This is a genomic window from Paenarthrobacter nitroguajacolicus (genome assembly GCF_051027655.1).
Classification (GTDB): domain Bacteria; phylum Actinomycetota; class Actinomycetes; order Actinomycetales; family Micrococcaceae; genus Arthrobacter; species Arthrobacter nitroguajacolicus.
In genome coordinates this window covers 2,682,917-2,700,784 of sequence record NZ_CP073234.1, presented here as the reverse complement: position 1 = coordinate 2,700,784, position 17,868 = coordinate 2,682,917, and the positions used below count along the sequence as shown (strand labels likewise).

Genomic DNA, 17,868 nt, shown 5'->3' with positions numbered 1-17,868 from the left:
GAAGCATCTGCTGTGATCGCGTCCCGCGCAACCTCGTCAAGCCAGCCATAACGACGGCAGCCGGTCACCCGAAAGGTGACCGGCCGCCGTCGTTCGCGGTTAAAAGCTGTTTACGACTCCCACAGGATTTCGTCGTCCACCACGCCGTCCTCATCAGCGGCTACTACCAGCAGCTCGTCGGTGAAGTGCGAGCCGAGGGTGAAGTCCAACACGAAGTACCGCTCCGGCTGACCCGGGTAGATGGCCACATGGCCGAGTTTGAGGGCTTTCAGGAAGACGTCGTTGGTGAGCTGGCCCTTGTCGCTGACACCAAAGACCGATTCGAGTTGCTCTTCCTTGAGCTGCGAGCTGTGGAAGTGCAGGAACTGTTGGGGATTGGTGCCGTCCTGGTCGAGTTCATCGGCGATCATCTCCCTGACCTGATCCACTAGTTCCGGCAGGAAGCGCAATCTATAGTCCACCTTGCGCATGGCCGCCTCATCGAAGTGGTCGTGCGCGGTGACATTGAGGTCCAGCTCAAGCTGGTTGCCGCCAAGTTCGTGTCTCGCGACGAAGCAATGTTCACGCCCGTGATTGAGCTCGATCTCCCCAAAATGTTTGCTCGCTACCTTGCCCATGTGATCAATCTAACCCCATCAACCGGCGGGTTCCAGCACTTCGCAGCAATTCACCTCTGGAGCTTGCGACCCTTGACAGGAGCGGATTTCAGGGGGTGAAGACCACTCTTTCCCGAGGTGTCCCTGAGAGTGTCCGCAAGCAACTGTGTGAACAACTGCACTTGGGCTGTGCGCTTTTCGTTGATGAGAAGGGCGAACACGTTCCGGGCAAGCCGGATGTCCGGTACGTCAAGGACCACGACGCCGGGTGGCCGGTTCCGCAGGGCCAGTTCCGGTACCAGCGAGGCACCAAGGCCGGCGGCTGTCATCTCCAGGCTCGCGTGGAAATCGTCGCTGTAGGCCACCACCCGGGGGTGCAGGTTGCAACTGGCGAACAGGCGTTCGATCACCAGGGCATCGCTGGTGCCCGGGTGGTGGACGATCCATGGCATGTCGGAGAGATGTGCTGCTTCGATCTCGGCGTCCTCGCGGATTTTCCAGGATGCCGGCAGCACTACGCGGAAGTCGTCGTCGCCAATCCACTGGCGTTCCAGTGAATGCGGCCACGCCAGGCCGGACTGCCCCACCTGGTACACAAGTGCCACATCCAGTTCACCGCCGCTGCGAAGGCCTTGAATGGTTTGTGCCGGCTCAGCAACGGAGACCCGCAGCTCAATACCCAGTCCGCTCCATCGCTCATTCCTGAGGATGTCCGGCAGTACGTAGGTTGCGAGGCTGGGGAAAATGCCAAGCCTCAGCTCCTGCGCGGGGGAGTCATTGGTCCTTGAGGCAGCCGCCATGAGGGCCTCGACGTCGGTCAGCACTTTCGACGCGTGCCGGGTCATGGTCAACGCGGCCTCCGTTGGGACAACGCTGCGGGCTGACCGCTGGAAGAGCTCGACGCCGGTATCGCGTTCCAGCGCAGCCATCTGTTGGGAGACTGCGGAAGCTGTGTAGCCGAGTTGGGCGGCAGCGGCTGCGAAGGAACCCAACCGGGTGACCTCCATCAAGGTGCGGAGATGGAGAAGGTTGACCATCAGCCGATTTTAGCTGTTCGCCACGCCACATTTTCAAAGTGTCACGACACGCCGTATCCGGGCGACACGCTGAAGATTAAATGTGGCTAAGTAGTCCACAGGGTGTGGATGACATCTCTCAATTCGGCGGAATCACGGACATTTTGAGGGCCCCCGCCTGTGGACGAGCGGTGGATTGAATGACATACTTGTAATACATCATCTTGGGGTTCCGGCGAGGCGCTTGCACTACATGTAGTATCGATTTACGGATTGAGCGGGAAACCAGCACAAGACTAAATAAGCGTGTTGGCTGCCACAGCAGCCCGCGGGCCGGTATCGGATTCAGAAACTAGTTCCGGTTGAGCCCGCCAGATACGAAGAGCGACAGACTTCAACTAAGGGGACAGGGATCATGACCGTTACGGTTTACACGAAGCCGGCCTGTGTTCAGTGCAACGCAACCTACCGTGCACTCGACAAGAAGGGCATTGCCTACCAGAGTGTCGACATCTCCCAGGATGCCGAGGCCCTCGAGCGCCTCAAGGCCCTGGGCTACATGCAGGCGCCGGTTGTCGTGACCGAGCAGGACCACTGGTCTGGTTTCCGCCCGGACAAGATCGAGGAACTGGCCCAGGCTGTTTCCTCCGTGGCCTAAGTTTCCATTCAAACTTCGCCACCACAGCAAACTCAGAATTCCTATGTAGTGGAGGTGACTCCCATGGCACCGCTGGCAACGGCAACCGTACGCGAAGCTGCGGAAGCGGTCACCACCAGGAGTCACCTCATCTACTTTTCCTCGACCTCCGAGAACACCAAACGATTCGTCCAAAAATTGGGCAGGGATGCAGCACGCATCCCGCTCTATGCCCAGGATGCTCCGCTTCAGGCCCTTGAACCTTTCGTCCTTGTGCTGCCCACTTACGGCGGAACAAACGGCGAAGGTTCTGTGCCGAAACAGGTCATCAGGTTTTTGAACGATCCCCGGAACAGGAAACTGATCCGGGGTGTTATTGGAGCAGGGAACACCAATTTCGCGGATAACTACTGCGCAGCGGGGGACATCATCTCCGTCAAGTGCAAGGTGCCGCATCTTTACAAATTTGAACTCATGGGGACGCCGGAAGACGTTCAACGGGTCAACGAAGGGCTGGAAAAGTTTTGGACACAACTGTCGCAGAAACAGAAGTAACCGGGGGCGCTGTGGACACGGTCAAGAAGCCGCTGCCTGAGGCTTTCAAGGGCTTGGGCTATCACGAGCTCAACGCCATGCTGAACCTGTATGGCCCCAACGGTGAGATCCAGTTCGAAGCCGACCGTGAAGCTGCGCACCAGTACTTCCTGCAGCACGTGAACAACAACACGGTGTTCTTCCACGACCTGGAAGAGAAGCTCGACTACTTGGTGAAGAACCAGTACTACGAGCGCGAAACCCTCGACCAGTACACGATGAACTTCATCCGCGACCTCTTCAACCGCGCGTACAAAAAGAAGTTCCGCTTCGAGACCTTCCTCGGCGCCTTCAAGTTCTACACGTCTTACACGCTGAAGACTTTTGACGGCAAGCGTTTCCTCGAGCGCTACGAAGACCGCGTCTGCATGGTGGCCCTCCACCTGGCCCGCGGTGACGAAGAGCTGGCCAACCGCCTCGTCGAGGAAATTATTGACGGCCGCTTCCAGCCGGCCACTCCCACGTTCCTCAATGCCGGCAAGGCTCAGCGCGGTGAGCTCGTCTCCTGCTTCCTGCTTCGCATCGAGGACAACATGGAGTCGATTGCCCGCGCCATCAACTCCGCCCTCCAGCTCTCCAAGCGCGGCGGCGGTGTAGCTCTTTCGCTCACCAACATCCGCGAGCACGGCGCCCCGATCAAGCAGATCGAGAACCAGTCCTCCGGCGTCATCCCCGTGATGAAGCTCCTCGAAGACAGCTTCTCCTACGCCAACCAGCTCGGTGCCCGCCAGGGCGCAGGTGCCGTGTACCTGCACGCCCATCACCCGGACATCCACCGCTTCCTGGACACCAAGCGTGAGAACGCTGACGAGAAGATCCGCATCAAGACGCTCTCCTTGGGCGTCGTGGTTCCGGACATCACGTTCGAGCTCGCCAAGAAGAACGAGGACATGTACCTCTTCTCCCCGTACGACGTCGAGAAGGTCTACGGCGTTCCGTTCTCCGATATTTCGGTGACCGAGAAGTACTACGAGATGGTTGACGATTCCCGGATCAAGAAGACCAAGATCAGCGCCCGCGAGTTCTTCCAGACCCTCGCGGAGATCCAGTTCGAGTCCGGCTACCCGTACATCATGTTCGAGGACACCGTGAACCGGGCCAACCCGATTGACGGCAAGATCACCATGAGCAACCTGTGCTCGGAGATCCTGCAGGTTTCTTCGCCGTCCATCTACGCCGAGGACCTCAGCTACGAGACCGTTGGCAAGGACATTTCCTGCAACCTCGGTTCCATGAACATCGCCAAGACCATGGATTCGCCGGACTTTGGACTCTCCATTGAGACCTCCATCCGCGCCCTCAGTGCTGTTTCGGACATGTCGTACATCAACTCCGTGCCTTCCATCGCCCAGGGCAATGCCCAGAGCCACGCGATTGGCCTCGGCCAGATGAACCTCCACGGCTACCTTGCCCGCGAGCACGTCCACTACGGCTCCGAAGAGGGCCTGGACTTCACCAACATCTACTTCTATACGGTGCTGTTCCACGCCCTGCGCGCTTCCAACCGCCTGGCCATCGAGACCGGCCAGAAGTTCGGCGGATTCGAGAAGTCCACCTACGCTTCCGGTGAGTTCTTCGACAAGTACACCGAGCAGGAATGGGTTCCGGAGACGGAGCGCGTCCGCGAGCTCTTCGCCGGCCACCACATCCCCACCCAGGATGACTGGCGCGAGCTGAAGGCTTCGGTCATGGAGCACGGTATCTACAACCAGAACCTGCAGGCCGTGCCGCCTACCGGTTCCATCAGCTACATCAACAACTCCACGTCCTCGATCCACCCGGTGGCCGCCAAGATCGAAATCCGCAAGGAAGGCAAGATCGGCCGCGTTTACTACCCGGCTCCGTACCTGACCAACGACAACCTGGAGTACTACCAGGATGCCTATGAAATCGGCTACGAGAAGATCATCGACACCTACGCCGCTGCCACGCAGCACGTGGACCAAGGCCTGTCCCTGACGCTGTTCTTCAAGGACACCGCCACCACGCGTGACATCAACAAGGCGCAGATCTACGCATGGCGCAAGGGCATCAAGACCCTCTACTACATCCGTCTCCGCCAGATGGCCCTCGAAGGGACCGAGGTTGAGGGCTGCGTTTCATGTGCCTTGTAATGGTAGTGCTCCACCGCTGCGGAAGCTGCGCTAAGTAGGAGTTAAAAGTTTGAGGGGCCGTGCGCTAACACAGCCCCTCAAAATGTCCCGCTAACGAGACGCTCCAAATGGTTACTCTGGAACGTCGAATGTATCAGGCTGTTTGGACGGAAGTCCAATGCTTGAAGCGGGATGGCAATGGTCGGTATCTCCGACTATTTCATCGACGCCGATCTTCGGCAGAAGGGAGCCTACAGTGGCTCAGAAAATTGCTCGCGACGCCAAGTCCGGTGAGTTTGTACGCATGGCGGTCGCTGCGCGACGTCCGTCCACTACGACGGTGGAGTTCGTAGGGTCGGGTACCAACAATTCACGCACGGTCAACCGGTCAGCCGACTCTGGTCGCTTTGTCACAGCCGCAGCCGCTAAGCGGAACCCCGGCGGAACCATCAAGCAGAAGGTCTAGCCTTCTGTGCGTGCTGGTACGGTCGCGTGGAACCGTGGCCGTACCAGCAACTAGTATTTATCAGAGTTCAGTGGGCTGATCCCGTAAACAGCCGTCAGGTGGAGGAAGAAAATGACCGAGAAGGTTAAGCTGCTTAGCCATGTCGAAGCGATCAACTGGAACAAGATCCAGGACGATAAGGACGTGGAAGTCTGGAACCGCCTGGTCAATAACTTCTGGCTCCCGGAGAAGGTGCCGCTGTCCAACGACGTCCAGTCGTGGCACACACTGACGCCGGACGAGCAGCAGCTCACCATGCGCGTTTTCACTGGCCTCACTCTCTTGGACACCATCCAGGGCACCGTCGGCGCCGTTTCGCTGATTCCGGACGCGATCACCCCGCACGAAGAAGCTGTGTACACCAACATCGCTTTCATGGAGTCGGTGCACGCCAAGTCGTACTCGTCCATCTTCTCCACCCTGTGCTCCACCAAGGAGATTGACGACGCTTTCCGCTGGTCGCTCGAAAACGAGAACCTGCAGAAGAAGGCGCAGATCGTCATGGACTACTACCAGGGTGACGATCCCCTGAAGCGCAAGGTGGCCTCCACGCTGCTTGAGAGCTTCCTGTTCTACTCGGGCTTCTACCTGCCCATGTACTGGTCCTCGCGCGCCAAGCTCACGAACACGGCTGACCTCATTCGCCTCATCATTCGCGATGAGGCCGTGCACGGTTACTACATCGGCTACAAGTTCCAGAAGGGCTTGGAGAAGGTTTCCGAGGCCCGCAAGCAGGAAATTAAGGACTACACGTTCGAGCTCCTCTTCGAGCTGTACGAAAACGAAGTCCAGTACACGCACGACCTCTACGACGGTGTCGGCCTGGCCGAGGACGTCAAGAAGTTCCTGCACTACAACGCCAACAAGGCGCTCATGAACCTCGGCTACGAGGCTATGTTCCCGGCTTCCGTCACCGACGTGAACCCGGCCATCCTCTCGGCCCTGTCCCCGAACGCCGATGAGAACCACGACTTCTTCTCCGGCTCGGGCTCCTCCTACGTGATTGGTAAGGCCGTTAACACGGAGGATGAAGACTGGGAGTTCTAAGACGTCGCGTCGTCGTCTATTAGTCGACTGTAGAAGGCGGGCAGCGAGTGATCGCTGTTCGCCTTTCTGCGCAGTTTGAGGCATCGCAGCTCCGCCGGCGGGTGGTTACGTTCTGGAGGGGCGGTGTCCGGGTAGGGGTGGGGCTTTCGATTGATAGCTGTGTCCGGTGGGGGTGCTGATTTCCAGGGTGTGCGTCCCCCCGTGTACGTCGGCATGGACGGTTTTGCTGGTCCAGCCGGGGTTTTCCTTGGTGTGGTTGCACGCCTCGCACAGACCTGCACCGTTGGCGAGGTTTGTTTTCCCTCCGGAACGCCAAGGAAGAACATGGTCGATATGCCGGATGGGCGCATCGCAGTACGGCATCCGGCAGGTATCGTCGCGGGTTTCAATGAAACGCCGAAGCCTTGTCGGGAAGAGCCGGGCTTTGGAGTCCATGCTCAGGAGCTCACCCGTGGCCGGCGCGGTGTAGAGCCGGCGAAGCCAGATACTGAGCTCTGCATTCAGCGTTCCCGCGTGATCTTTGCCGGTTCGCCCCGAACCGACTATTTCCCTTCCCCATTCGGCCGGGACTATTCCGTAGCCCTTGAGCCGGGCTGGTTCGCTGTCGCCTTGGAACAGGGTGCGGTCGGTCATGACAAGGTCCAGGTTGATCCCTGAAATCCCGCCAGGTGTGCCGGTAACGCGCTCGACCAAGGTATCGGCCATGACCTGACCACGGGTCGGGACAACACCAGAGCCCGCATCCCCGCTGGAACGGGCCGAATCAGCAGCCTGGCAAAGAGCAGCGTAAACCGCCACCCCTTGCGCGACCGGCAGCAGGGCGGTCAGGTACGTCATGGTGTCCGGCGCCGGACGCAAGCTCACCATCCGTTCAGCGGCGGCACGGCTCGCACGCCCGACCACCGACCGCGGATCCCGCCGATACGCAGCAGCCTTCGCCGCCGCAACAATCGCCTTATCGCCCTTCCCCTCAAAAGTCCCGGTATCGGGAGCGAGCTCCTCATCCACAGCGCACCGGTCCTCAACAGACAAACACGCAGTCTCCTTCACCAGCAGCGTGGCCCGCCACTCATTCAACTGCCCCGACTTCAGAGCCGCCAACGTCCGCGGCATCTCCAGCACAAGGGCCCTCGCCAAACCCAGCAACCGGGACCCACGATTCGGCGACTCCCGCCGCGCCAACGCCACCTGAGCACCCACCCCACTGCCACGCTCCGAAACAGGAACACCCGCCTCGGCCTGCTCGGCACGCCGGGCAAGATCAAAAGCCACAGCAACCCGCGCCTGCAAAGCCGTAATGGCCGACTTCATCTCCTCCAAGACCCGCAACTGCTCAATCAAGTCCCCACTGATGGTGCCGGCCGAAACCGGACCGGCCGAAACCGCGCCGGGTTGAGACACGCCTCGGGAAATGGCACGAAGAGGCGCAGCGGACACCGCTGTCTTCGTTTGCCTTTCCCGGATCTGTTTCATGTCCCTACTCTCGCAGGAGGCACTGACATTTTTAGACGCTTCGCCCGGGACCGAGACTGAACCATCCCGCCCTTGTCCGCGTCTTCACATCAGGGGAGGATAAGTGCCATCTTCGGGAGGTTCACCATGGTGCAGCTTGAGAAGTTCGAAAAGTACTTGATTGAAGAGTTTTACGACGACTTCCGGTCGGGGGACATGTCGCACAAGACGTTCACCAGGCGGGTGGCGTTCATCATGGGAAGCATGACTGCGGCCGCGGCGGCCATGACTTTGGTGGGCTGTACACCGGACGAGGTTCCCCAAACCACCGATCCCATGCCCACGCCTTCGCCCACGTCAAAGGCCACATCGCCAGGGACCGCGACCACTGCGGTTCCCAATGCCAAGAGTCCGTTATCTGTCCCGGAAGGTGCTGCGGGCCTGACGACGGCAACAGTGTCGTTCCCCGCAAACGGAACGGAAATTAGCGCGTACCTGGCCAGGCCCGAGGGGAGCCAAAAGGGTCCCGGCGTTTTGATCTGCCACGAAAACCGAGGCCTCACCCCGCACATCCAGGACGTCGCCCGGCGCTTCGCCAAGGAAGGATACGCGGCTCTGGCGCTGGACCTCCTCAGCAGGGAGGGCGGCACAGCGAATATGGACCCCGACGCTGTCCCTGGCGCTCTGACGCAGGCAGGTGCCCAAAGGCACGTGGCCGATTTCAAAGCCGCCTTCGAGTACCTCAACGGCCAGGACTTCGTCGAAGAGGGCCGGATCGCCATGGTGGGTTTTTGCTTCGGCGGCGGCATCACATGGCAGGCAAGCACCGAGATCCAAGGACTCAAAGCAACATCCGCTTTCTACGGTCCCGCACCGGATCTGGCCAAGGTCCCCACCATCAAACCGGCGGTCCTTGGCGTCTACGCGGAGAACGATGCACGTATCACCGGGGCAATGCCCCAGCTGCAGGCGGCCTTGGATGCCTCAACGGTCAAGCACCAGCTCAAGGTGTACCCCGGCGTGGACCACGCGTTCCACAATGACACGGGTGAGCGCTACGTGGAGGCCCAGGCAACTGCGGCTTGGAACGACACCCTGACGTGGTTCAAGGACAACGTCTAAACACATCTAACCCTGCAACCGCGCAGCCTCACTTGCCAGCTCGGCCTCCAATGTCTCGATACTCGGCAGGCTCGCCACCAACTCATCGGGCAAGGAGTCGGCAACGGAGGTTTTCCACTCCGCGATGCCCACAGGAGCGTTGAACCCGCGCAGTGCATACTCCGCCACCACGCTGTTCTTCTCCTTGCACAACAGCAGGCCGATGGTGGGCTTGTCGTCGGGGTGAGCCATGAGGTCGTCGACGGCCGCCATGTACATACCCAATTGCCCGAGGAACCCAGGTTCGAACTTCACGGCCTTGAGTTCAATCACCATGTAGCAGCGCAGCTTCAGATGGTAGAAGAGCAGATCTGCGAAGAACTCGTCCCCGGCAATCTCCAGCCGCACCTGCTCACCAACGAAGGCGAAGCCCTGGCCCAGCTCCAGCAGGAATTTCTCCACGTGTTTCACCAACTGCAGCTCCAGGTCCCGTTCGGTGTGCCGATCACTCATGGACAGAAAGTCAAAGACGTAGGGGTCCTTGGTCGCCTGCTGCGCGAGGTCCGAATCGGCAGGGATCATGGTGGTTTTGAAGTTGGTGATGGCCTGCCCTGAGCGTTCGTGCAGACGCGTTGAGATCTGGTGGGTCAGCACGTTGCGCGACCATCCGTGTTGGGCAGCCGCCGCGGCGTACCAAAGGCGCGTGGCGGCGTCGTCGAGCTTTTCCAGCAGTGCGATCTGGTGGTACCAGGGCAATGTTGCAAGCGGCGCTTGCAACATTGGAAAGTCCGGCCATGCCTGGGCGAAGCTCTTCATGTACCTCAGGTTCCTGGGGGAGAAGCCTTTTGCTTCCGGGAACCGTGTACGGATGTCGGCGGACAAGCGGGTGACCACCTTGGCTCCCCAGCCTTGCTCGGATTCACGCTCGGCGAGCTGCCGGCCGATACTCCAGTAAGAATTCAACAACTCGCTATTGGCGGCTGCCAGCGCCCGGGTCCTGCCGACACGGACCTCTTGAGCCACGGTGTTGAGCAGTGTGGGGTACCAGTCGGGCATGGACGAAGCAGCGGGGACACCCGGAAAGGATGCCTCGGTGGCGAGCTCTTGGGACGGCATGTTGCTCCTGTCGGTTGCTGTTGTCATCACGCTAGGGGGAGGCACTGACAAAATAGACAGGTGAGTGAAGCCGGTGAATTCGTGGACTACACCCTGCAGATGGAATCGACCTGGGAGAAGGCGGCAGAGGCCAGTGAACGTCTGGGCGGGAGCCTGAAGGTATACGGCGCGTCCGTGGGCGCGGTGCGTGGCACGGTCCGGGATGCGCTGAAGCGGTACAAGAACCTCAACCATGACGACATCACCGCCCTGAGCTCGGAACTTTGGGAGGAGCCGGTCTTCGAACGCCGCCTCGCAGCGGTGGTTCTGCTGCAAACCAAGGTCGGGCTTCTCGTCAACACCGATCTGACGCGCATCGAGGGATTCATCAGGCATGCAGGAACCCGGGAGCTGGCGGATCCCCTGGCTGCAGACGTTGTGAGGCCTCTGATTGCGCGGCTGGAGGGACTCGCGAAGGAACGCGCAGAACGCGTACTGGAACGTTGGGCGACTGATCCGGACGCCGAACTACAGCATGCAGCGGCTCTGGCGAGAGACGCCGCCACCCCTTGATAAGCACCAGCGACCCGCCTAGCGTTTCCCTCAACACATGCCAGTGAGTTTGAGAGGCGGATTGTTCGATGAAATCGCTATGGCTTGACCGCAAATCTCACTTCACGTCTGACGCAATCCCCGCTGAGAAGCACTTTGACACGATTGTGGTGGGCGCCGGCCTCACCGGAATGGTCGCAGCGTTGCTCTTGTCCCGCTCCGGCCAGCGCGTGGTGGTTTTCGAGGCCCGGACACTAGGCGCTGTGACTACGGGAAATACCACTGGCAAGCTGAGCCTCCTGCAGGGCGGTGTGCTTTCCGCGTTGCGCAGCCAGTACTCCCTGAAGGTGGTCCAGGCCTATGTGGAAGCCAACAAGACCGGACAAGCCTGGCTTGCGCAGTACATGGAGCAGCAAGGCGTCCCCTTCCAGCGCAGGACCGCGGTCACCTTCGCAACCACCGACGACGGCGGGCAGCGGCTCCGCAAGGAAGCTGCCGTTTCGCGGGACGCGGGTTTGGATGTCCATTTCAGCCGTGATCCTGGATTGCCGTTCCCTGTTGTGGAGGCGCTGGAGCTCGAAGACCAAGCGCAGATCCACCCCATGGATGTCCTTGAGACCCTCGCCAGCGATGTCCGGGAGCACGGCGGCCTGATCGTTGAGGGCGTGCAGGTCCAGAACGTGGGCTCAGATCTGCCGTTGGAAGTGGCCACCCGCAAAGGAACGTTCACCGCGGACACTGTGGTGGTTGCCACAGGAACGCCCATCCTGGACCGCGGCTTGTACTTCGCGAAGCTCGAACCGAACCGTTCCTACGCCGCCGCCCTTCGCATGGCAGGGGACATTCCGAAGGGAATGTACCTGTCCATCGACGCGCCAACCCGATCCCAGCGGACCTATCCCACTCCCGAGGGCGAGCTGCTCTTGGTTGGCGGCTACGGGCATACCGGTGGCCGCGCCACTTCGCCGCAACAGCATCTGAATGACCTTCTGGGATGGGCCAATGAGCACTACCCCGGTGCCGAGGTGACCCACACCTGGTCGGCGCAGGACTATCAAGCCACTAACCTGATGCCGTTCTTCGGCAAGCTTCCCCGTGGCCACGGACGGATCTTCTTTGGCACCGGCTACAACAAATGGGGGATGAGCAACGGGGTGGCTGCTGCCCTGTCCATCACCTCGGACATCCTGGGTGGCCAGTCCGACTGGGCCACGGCCATCCATCACCGGGTCACATCACCCCAAGGTGCCATCCAAGCCATTCGCCTCAATGCCAGCACCGCCAAACGGATGATCGAGGACAAGGCCAAGGTCAGGAGCAACCCTGAAATCACTGACGCAACGCGCCCACCGGAAGGCAGTGGCGTCGTCGGGCTCTACAAGGGCGAGCCCGCGGCGGTGTCCACCGTGGACGGGAAGGTCTGCATGGTGTCTGCCAGCTGCGCGCACTTGGGCGGATTATTGACCTGGAACGACGCTGAAAAATCGTGGGACTGCCCCTTGCACGGTTCGCGCTTCACTCCGGAAGGAAAGTACCTGGAAGGCCCGGCCACGCACCACCTGCAGAAGTCGCCGGTCAAGAAGAAGGACTAGCTCAGCCGCTCGACGCGCCGCTGGGCTTGGTCCGCGGCGCGTCGTTGCTGCGTTGCGGCCCGGACCGCACGCTTCTTGTCTGATTCCGCGGATTCCGCATCACGGGTAATCCCAATGAGTTCGGCTTCAAGAGTGGCCAGACGCTTCTTGATGTCTTCGATCTCGGATTTGAGGTCTGTTCGACGGCCGGCCAACTCTTTGACGGTGTCCCACGCCTCGGATGCTGCCGCTTCTGCTTCCCTGGCGTCCTTGTCGGCGGCTTCGAAGTCGCGGCGGGCCTCTTCCAGTGCTGCTTGTTGTTTGGCGGCACGCCGATCGGCGAGGGACGTCGCTTCGTCTTTTGGTTCCTTTTCTCTGGACGGCTTCTCTTTGGAGGTCGTGGCGGCCCTGGGAGTTGTCGCCGGTTCCGTCTTGGCCGCGCGCTTTGCAGGCGTCTTCGCAGATACGGGGCCAGCTTCGTCATCCGGACCGGTCGCAGCGATGGCACCTGTAAGGTCCACTGCCTCAAAGCCGCTCCCGCTGAGCCCCCGCACCAGCCGCCCGGTTCCTACCGCCGCGGCGGCCCCGGCATCGGCCATGGCGGCCCTGAGCGTTTGCTCAACGTCGGATGCCGCGGCAGCACTAAGAGGAGCGCCAAGCTCGGAGGCAAGATCTTTAGCCGCATGCACAGCAGATGTCAGCTGGCCCTGGCGTTGCTGCCCGAGTTCGCGGAACGCTTCTGCGTCGCCCTCCTCTTGGGCGGTTCGCAGCGAAACACCAAAGCGTACGACGCCGTCAATCACCTCGGGCTTGTGAACGGCCAGCATGTTGATGGCCCAGGCACCGGCGGCCGGCTTGGGGAGGTTGCCAATCTCTTTAGCCAGGTCCTTCTGGCCGGCATCCTTCGCTTTGCGGACAACCGCAGTTCGTTCCGCCGTGAAATCACGGGGCGTCACGGCGTACAGCTCCTGGGCGGCATCGCGGAGGTCCATCCACTCATCCTAGGGTTCGCACTGGTCCTACGGTTTGGACACGTCCAGAGTTTCCACGGTGCAGTCCATGAGCCCGGGTCCTCATTGACCCGCTGCTTAGGGTAGCCTAAGTCGAGTGGACCAGATCATGAGTTTGCCTTTCGGCGTCGCACTCGCGGCGCTCTTCGCGATCGTCATGATCCGCGTCAACGTCACCTACTGGATTGGGCGGGGAGCGGTGGCAGGGCTGGCGCACACCCGCTTCGGTGATTCTTTGGAGCGACCCAAAGCAGCGCGGGCCCAGGCCCTGATACAGCGCTGGGGACCATACGCCGTCGTACTCTCTTTCCTGACCATCGGCCTCCAGACGGCCATCAACCTTGCAGCGGGCGCTGCCCGCATGCCGCTCCGGCGGTACTTGCCGGCCGCCGTGGCGGGTTCTGTCATCTGGGCACTGCTTTACGCGACCATTGGTCTTGCTGCTTTGGAGGCGTGGCTGGCGGTAGCGGCGGCGTCGCCAGTTGGTGCTGCGGTGGGAATCGCGGCCTTGGCGGCCATCGTCGTCTGGGTTGTCGTGTTCCGTCGGCGTCGGGCGAGGACCAAATCAGCGGATACAGTGGTCTGAGTTCTACAGCTGGATCGGCGAAAGGCCTGGGTTGACTACTGCATTACCGGAACTGGCGGACGGCGATTTTTACTACGAATCATTGGGCGAGGGCCGCTATCGCTCCACCATCCACGCCCAAGGTGCGTGGAATCCCCACGAACAACACATGGCCCCCGCCTCGGGCATCATCGCCGATGCCCTGGTTCGCCATGAGCCACGGGACGACGTCCGCCTGGCGCGGATCAGCTACGAAATCCTCGGGCTGATTCCGGGCGGCGAGTTCCAGGTCACCACCTCGACGTTGAGGCCGGGACGGACCATCGAACTCATCCAGGCAGAGCTTTCGGCGGGAGGCCGTGTGGCAATCCGTGCTGCCGCGTGGCGTATGGTCACCAGCGACACCAGCGCTGTAGCCGCAGTGGAAGATGAGTCCATGCCGGCCCCCGACGAATGCAAGCCATGGGATGGCGCCAGCGTGTGGCCCGGAGGATACATCCGGTCCTTGGAGATGCGCATTGCCGAAGGACACCGGCCTGGTTCGGGCAAGGTGTGGATCCGGACGTCCCACCCGCTGACCGACCAACACGACAGCACCGATCTCGCCCGCCTCATGGGCTTAGTGGATACCGCGAACGGCATCGCGGCCCGTGTTCCACCGGGCGAAAACAGCTATATTTTTCCCAATGTTGATCTTCAGATTCACATGTATCGTGCTCCGTCTGGTGAATGGTTGGGCCTGGACAACAAGGTCTCTTTCGGGGCTGACGGCATCGGCCTGACGTCCACTGTGCTCCATGACGCCAACGGACCTTTCGGGCGGGCTGAACAGATCCTGACGTTGAGGAAGAGTTGATGGTCGGCTCGGAAGCAGGGACCCGCCAGCTTACGGTTTATCGCCAGGAGGATTCGATGGGGGCGGCGGGTGACCTCGATTTCGCCTTGGAGCTGCTTCAGCGTGCCCGCAACGGCAAGCTCGGTCCGTCCCTCCGCCTGTATCGTCCGCAACCTACCGTGGCTTTCGGCCAGCGCGATGCAAACCTTCCTGGTTTTCACGCAGCGGAGGAGGCATGCCGGGAACTCGGTTTTGAGCCTCTGATACGCAAAGCCGGGGGCCGCGCCGCCGCGTATCACCAAGGGACCTTGGTCATAGATCATATTGAGCCGCATCCCGACGCGATCGTGCGTGCCAAAGCCCGTTTCTCGGAGTTTGGTGAGCTGCTGGCCGGTGCGCTTCGCAGCGTCGGCGTCCATGCCGCCGTCGGCGAAATTCCGGGGGAGTACTGTCCGGGGGAGTTCAGCGTCCACGGTGAGGACCCCGATTTTCCTGCTCACCGCATCAAGCTCATCGGCACTGCACAACGCGTCGTCTCCGGAGGTTGGTTGTTCAGCTCCGTGATCGTGGTGGAGGACTCCAAACCCATTCGCGAGGTCCTGGCCGCGAGTTATGCGGCCCTCGGCCTCGAATGGGACACTGCCACCGCCGGGGCTGCGAATGACCTGCTGCCGCATCTGGACGTAGCAACGGTGGAGGACGCCGTGATTGAGGCTTACCGCGGTTACGCAGACATCATCGACGGCGACTTCCAGACTTTGCTGGCCTAGTCGCCGCAGGTCCGTTGAGCGTGTTGGTGCCCGGGTCTAGTCTGAATTAGACAGGGTTTCCCAAGCACGCGGATCGCGGTGGAACAATGGGCCGGAAGAAGCACCCTATTGAGGATTCTGACGTAGGCATCAGCGTCAGCCCGCCCAAGAGATCCGCCGCGGGATTGCCCAGTCTTAGCGAAACACTCCCGCATGCCATGGCCGATATGGGGCCGTCCCGGGCGTGGAAGACACTACGGGCCGTCAACCAAAAGGATGGTTTCGATTGCATGAGTTGCGCCTGGCCTGACCCGCCGGAACGTAAGGCTGCTGAATTTTGCGAGAACGGCGCCAAGGCAATCGGGTGGGAGGCGGAGCCACTCAGGATTCCCACGCAGTTCTGGGCGGACAACACCTTGAGTGCCTTGGAGTCCAAATCCGAGTACTGGCTGGGACAGCAAGGAAGGTTGGTGGAACCGGTCTATAAGGCCGCGGGCTCTGATCATTATGAACCTGTGAGTTGGGACCGGGCGTTTGAGGTCATCGCCCAGGAGCTGAACGGGCTTGGGACCCCTGACCAGGCGACGTTCTATACCAGCGGACGCACGAGCAACGAGGCAGCGTTCCTCTATCAACTTTTCGTTCGGGCATTCGGAACCAACAACCTCCCCGACTGCTCCAACATGTGCCACGAATCTACAGGGGTCGCGATGGGGGAAACCATCGGGGTGGGGAAGTCTGCCATCACCTATGCGGACTTTGCCAAGGCTGACCTGATCATCATCATGGGCCAGAACCCGGGAACCTGCCATCCGCGGATGCTGACGGCCCTGGAGGAAGCGAAAGAAGCGGGCGCGGAAATTGTGGCCGTGAATCCGTTGCCCGAAGCTGGTCTGATCAACTTCCGGAACCCGCAACGGCCTCGGGGATTGGTAGGCAAGGGCACAGATCTGGCAGACCAGTTCCTGCAAATCCGCATTGCCGGGGATATGGCATTGTTGCAGGCACTTTCGAAGCGTGTCCTCGATGCCGAGAGGGCTGCCCCCGGAACGGTGCTGGACCGCACGTTCATAGATGAGCATTGCCAGGGCTTCGTCGGTTTGGCAGCCCACCTCGCCACATTGAGTGAACGCGATGTCGTCACTGCCACAGGGCTTGGCAGCGCGGAGATTGATGAACTGGCCGCAAGGTACGTCCGTGCCGATAAAGCCATCATCACGTGGGCCATGGGCATTACCCAGCACAAGAAGGCCGTGCCCACCATCAAAGAGATCATCAACCTGCTCCTGTTACGCGGCAACATCGGAAAGCCCGGCGCAGGGCCGTGCCCGATCCGTGGACACAGCAACGTCCAAGGTGACCGGACCATGGGCATTTGGGAGAAGATGCCGCCACGGTTCCTGGAGGCAATCAAGCGGGAGTTCGGCTTTGCCCCGCCACAGAAGCCCGGCGTCGATGCAGTGGACAGCATTAGGGGCATGCGGGATGGCAGGATCAAAGTCCTGATCGCGTTGGGAGGTAACTTGGTCCACGCCATTTCAGACACCAAGGTTGCTGAAGCGGCGGTGCGGAAAACGCGTCTGTCTGTACAAATCTCAACCAAACTCAACCGCTCCCATGTGGTGGTAGGTGAGCAGGCCCTGATCTTGCCGACGTTGGGTCGGACAGAGATCGACAGGCAGGGCGGCGTGGCGCAGTTTGTCACCGTGGAGGACACGGTCTGCGCGGTACATCGCTCGGTGGGTCCGCTTGAGCCAATAGCCCCGAATGTGTTGTCCGAGGTGGCCATCGTCAGTCGCATGGCCCAAGCTGTCCTGGGCGATAAAGTGCCGGTTGACTGGGTCGGGCTTGGACGCAACTATGACGCCATCCGGGATCACATATCCCGCGTCGTGCCGGGGTTTGAGGATTTCAATGCCCGCATCCGTGAGGAGGATGGCTTCGTCTTGCCGCACGGGCCAAGGGACAGCAGGACATTCCCCACAGCAACGGGCAAGGCCATGTTCTCCGTCAACGAGCTTGAGACAATTACGATTCCCAAGGGCCGCCTGCTCCTGCAAACAATCCGGTCACATGATCAGTTCAACACCACCACGTATGCCATGAACGATCGGTACCGGGGCATAAAGAAAGGCCGCATGGTCCTCTTGGTGAATCCATCGGACCTGGCCGAATTGGGTTTCGAGCACGGGGGCTACGTGGATGTACACAGCGAGGCCGACGACGGCGTTGACCGTTTCCTGCCTCAGTTGCGTTTGGTCGCGTACCCCAGTGCGCGGGGATGCGCAGCTGCTTACTATCCGGAGGCGAACGTCCTGGTGCCGTTGGATTCGACGGCGGAGGAGAGTAATACTCCGGCCTCGAAGTCGGTGATTATCAGGCTTGAGCCGGCCGCCGCCCCGGCATACGGGTCGGCAGCCGGCTGACGCGAACGAAACCGTGAAGCTTGC

General features: G+C 60.9%; 17 protein-coding genes. 12 read left to right on the top strand and 5 right to left on the bottom strand.

The annotated features are described in order from the left end of the window. Window positions 1–110 precede the first annotated feature (110 nt). Together KCX59_RS12805 and KCX59_RS12800 are read right to left on the bottom strand one after the other, a co-directional pair. Complete coding sequence (locus tag KCX59_RS12805; RefSeq protein WP_011775024.1) at window positions 111–617, bottom strand: DUF2004 domain-containing protein; 507 nt, start codon at window positions 615–617, stop codon at window positions 111–113. A gap of 50 nt (window positions 618–667) precedes the next feature. Next, window positions 668–1,633: a LysR family transcriptional regulator gene (locus KCX59_RS12800; RefSeq protein ID WP_017200558.1), complete on the bottom strand. Its 966-nt coding sequence runs from the start codon at window positions 1,631–1,633 to the stop codon at window positions 668–670. Window positions 1,634–2,027: 394 nt separating this feature from the next. Between KCX59_RS12800 and nrdH the strand changes: the two genes are divergently transcribed. The 5 genes from nrdH to nrdF all read left to right on the top strand — a co-directional run bounded on the left by nrdH (window position 2,028) and on the right by nrdF (window position 6,488). After that, complete coding sequence (gene nrdH, locus KCX59_RS12795; RefSeq protein ID WP_011775022.1) at window positions 2,028–2,270, top strand: glutaredoxin-like protein NrdH; 243 nt, start codon at window positions 2,028–2,030, stop codon at window positions 2,268–2,270. A 63-nt stretch (window positions 2,271–2,333) separates the two neighbouring features. Further along, window positions 2,334–2,804, top strand: coding sequence for a class Ib ribonucleoside-diphosphate reductase assembly flavoprotein NrdI (gene nrdI / locus KCX59_RS12790; RefSeq protein ID WP_091467904.1), 471 nt, complete (start codon window positions 2,334–2,336; stop codon window positions 2,802–2,804). 32 nt (window positions 2,805–2,836) lie between these two features. After that, window positions 2,837–4,957, top strand: coding sequence for a class 1b ribonucleoside-diphosphate reductase subunit alpha (gene nrdE / locus KCX59_RS12785; RefSeq protein ID WP_179017860.1), 2,121 nt, complete (start codon window positions 2,837–2,839; stop codon window positions 4,955–4,957). Between the two features lie 235 nt (window positions 4,958–5,192). Beyond that, window positions 5,193–5,402: an ABC transporter ATP-binding protein gene (locus KCX59_RS12780; RefSeq protein WP_243836797.1), complete on the top strand. Its 210-nt coding sequence runs from the start codon at window positions 5,193–5,195 to the stop codon at window positions 5,400–5,402. Window positions 5,403–5,513: 111 nt separating this feature from the next. After that, window positions 5,514–6,488 (top strand): class 1b ribonucleoside-diphosphate reductase subunit beta, encoded by a 975-nt coding sequence (gene nrdF / locus KCX59_RS12775; protein ID WP_090825132.1) that lies wholly within the window; start codon window positions 5,514–5,516, stop codon window positions 6,486–6,488. A 105-nt stretch (window positions 6,489–6,593) separates the two neighbouring features. Here nrdF and KCX59_RS12770 read toward each other — a convergent pair whose 3' ends face one another. Further along, window positions 6,594–7,961, bottom strand: a complete 1,368-nt coding sequence (locus KCX59_RS12770; protein WP_434122451.1) for an HNH endonuclease — start codon at window positions 7,959–7,961, stop codon at window positions 6,594–6,596. Between the two features lie 126 nt (window positions 7,962–8,087). Between KCX59_RS12770 and KCX59_RS12765 the strand changes: the two genes are divergently transcribed. Further along, a complete protein-coding gene (locus tag KCX59_RS12765; RefSeq protein ID WP_179016500.1) occupies window positions 8,088–9,062 on the top strand; it encodes a dienelactone hydrolase family protein in 975 nt (324 codons plus the stop codon). A gap of 6 nt (window positions 9,063–9,068) precedes the next feature. Here the strand turns inward: KCX59_RS12765 and KCX59_RS12760 are convergent, their stop codons facing one another. Then, a complete protein-coding gene (locus tag KCX59_RS12760) occupies window positions 9,069–10,157 on the bottom strand; it encodes a PDDEXK nuclease domain-containing protein (protein ID WP_179016501.1) in 1,089 nt (362 codons plus the stop codon). Between the two features lie 60 nt (window positions 10,158–10,217). On the opposite strand from KCX59_RS12760, the gene KCX59_RS12755 reads away from it, so the two are divergent. Both KCX59_RS12755 and KCX59_RS12750 read left to right on the top strand, forming a co-directional pair. Beyond that, window positions 10,218–10,709: a DNA alkylation repair protein gene (locus tag KCX59_RS12755; RefSeq protein WP_179016502.1), complete on the top strand. Its 492-nt coding sequence runs from the start codon at window positions 10,218–10,220 to the stop codon at window positions 10,707–10,709. A gap of 68 nt (window positions 10,710–10,777) precedes the next feature. Beyond that, window positions 10,778–12,280, top strand: coding sequence for an FAD-dependent oxidoreductase (locus KCX59_RS12750; RefSeq protein WP_179016503.1), 1,503 nt, complete (start codon window positions 10,778–10,780; stop codon window positions 12,278–12,280). Here the strand turns inward: KCX59_RS12750 and KCX59_RS12745 are convergent. Further along, the gene (locus KCX59_RS12745; RefSeq protein ID WP_179016504.1) at window positions 12,277–13,251 is read right to left on the bottom strand and encodes a hypothetical protein; all 975 of its coding nucleotides are present in this window, start codon (window positions 13,249–13,251) and stop codon (window positions 12,277–12,279) included. The genes KCX59_RS12750 and KCX59_RS12745 overlap by 4 nt on opposite strands. 115 nt (window positions 13,252–13,366) lie before the next feature. Here KCX59_RS12745 and KCX59_RS12740 point away from each other — a divergent pair, with 115 nt between their 5' ends. The 4 genes from KCX59_RS12740 to KCX59_RS12725 all read left to right on the top strand — a co-directional run bounded on the left by KCX59_RS12740 (window position 13,367) and on the right by KCX59_RS12725 (window position 17,844). Further along, a complete protein-coding gene (locus KCX59_RS12740; RefSeq protein ID WP_091467891.1) occupies window positions 13,367–13,855 on the top strand; it encodes a VTT domain-containing protein in 489 nt (162 codons plus the stop codon). 31 nt (window positions 13,856–13,886) lie between these two features. Beyond that, on the top strand, window positions 13,887–14,690 hold the full coding sequence (locus KCX59_RS12735) for a thioesterase family protein (RefSeq protein WP_178993466.1): 804 nt from the start codon (window positions 13,887–13,889) through the stop codon (window positions 14,688–14,690). Then, the gene (locus KCX59_RS12730; RefSeq protein WP_179016505.1) at window positions 14,690–15,439 is read left to right on the top strand and encodes a lipoate--protein ligase family protein; all 750 of its coding nucleotides are present in this window, start codon (window positions 14,690–14,692) and stop codon (window positions 15,437–15,439) included. The genes KCX59_RS12735 and KCX59_RS12730 overlap by 1 nt, the downstream gene beginning before the upstream one ends. An 86-nt stretch (window positions 15,440–15,525) precedes the next feature. Continuing rightward, complete coding sequence (locus tag KCX59_RS12725) at window positions 15,526–17,844, top strand: FdhF/YdeP family oxidoreductase (RefSeq protein ID WP_179016506.1); 2,319 nt, start codon at window positions 15,526–15,528, stop codon at window positions 17,842–17,844. Window positions 17,845–17,868: the final 24 nt, after the last annotated feature.

What these genes read in the sequence shown, in the direction of transcription:
- KCX59_RS12805 (WP_011775024.1), bottom strand. Translation starts at nt 617, where the DNA reads ATGGGCAAGGTAGCGAGCAAACATTTTGGGGAGATCGAGCTCAATCAC.
- KCX59_RS12800 (WP_017200558.1), bottom strand. Translation starts at nt 1,633, where the DNA reads ATGGTCAACCTTCTCCATCTCCGCACCTTGATGGAGGTCACCCGGTTG.
- nrdH (WP_011775022.1), top strand. Translation starts at nt 2,028, where the DNA reads ATGACCGTTACGGTTTACACGAAGCCGGCCTGTGTTCAGTGCAACGCA.
- nrdI (WP_091467904.1), top strand. Translation starts at nt 2,334, where the DNA reads ATGGCACCGCTGGCAACGGCAACCGTACGCGAAGCTGCGGAAGCGGTC.
- nrdF (WP_090825132.1), top strand. Translation starts at nt 5,514, where the DNA reads ATGACCGAGAAGGTTAAGCTGCTTAGCCATGTCGAAGCGATCAACTGG.
- KCX59_RS12770 (WP_434122451.1), bottom strand. Translation starts at nt 7,961, where the DNA reads ATGAAACAGATCCGGGAAAGGCAAACGAAGACAGCGGTGTCCGCTGCG.
- KCX59_RS12765 (WP_179016500.1), top strand. Translation starts at nt 8,088, where the DNA reads ATGGTGCAGCTTGAGAAGTTCGAAAAGTACTTGATTGAAGAGTTTTAC.
- KCX59_RS12760 (WP_179016501.1), bottom strand. Translation starts at nt 10,157, where the DNA reads ATGCCGTCCCAAGAGCTCGCCACCGAGGCATCCTTTCCGGGTGTCCCC.
- KCX59_RS12750 (WP_179016503.1), top strand. Translation starts at nt 10,778, where the DNA reads ATGAAATCGCTATGGCTTGACCGCAAATCTCACTTCACGTCTGACGCA.
- KCX59_RS12745 (WP_179016504.1), bottom strand. Translation starts at nt 13,251, where the DNA reads ATGGACCTCCGCGATGCCGCCCAGGAGCTGTACGCCGTGACGCCCCGT.
- KCX59_RS12730 (WP_179016505.1), top strand. Translation starts at nt 14,690, where the DNA reads ATGGTCGGCTCGGAAGCAGGGACCCGCCAGCTTACGGTTTATCGCCAG.
- KCX59_RS12725 (WP_179016506.1), top strand. Translation starts at nt 15,526, where the DNA reads ATGGGCCGGAAGAAGCACCCTATTGAGGATTCTGACGTAGGCATCAGC.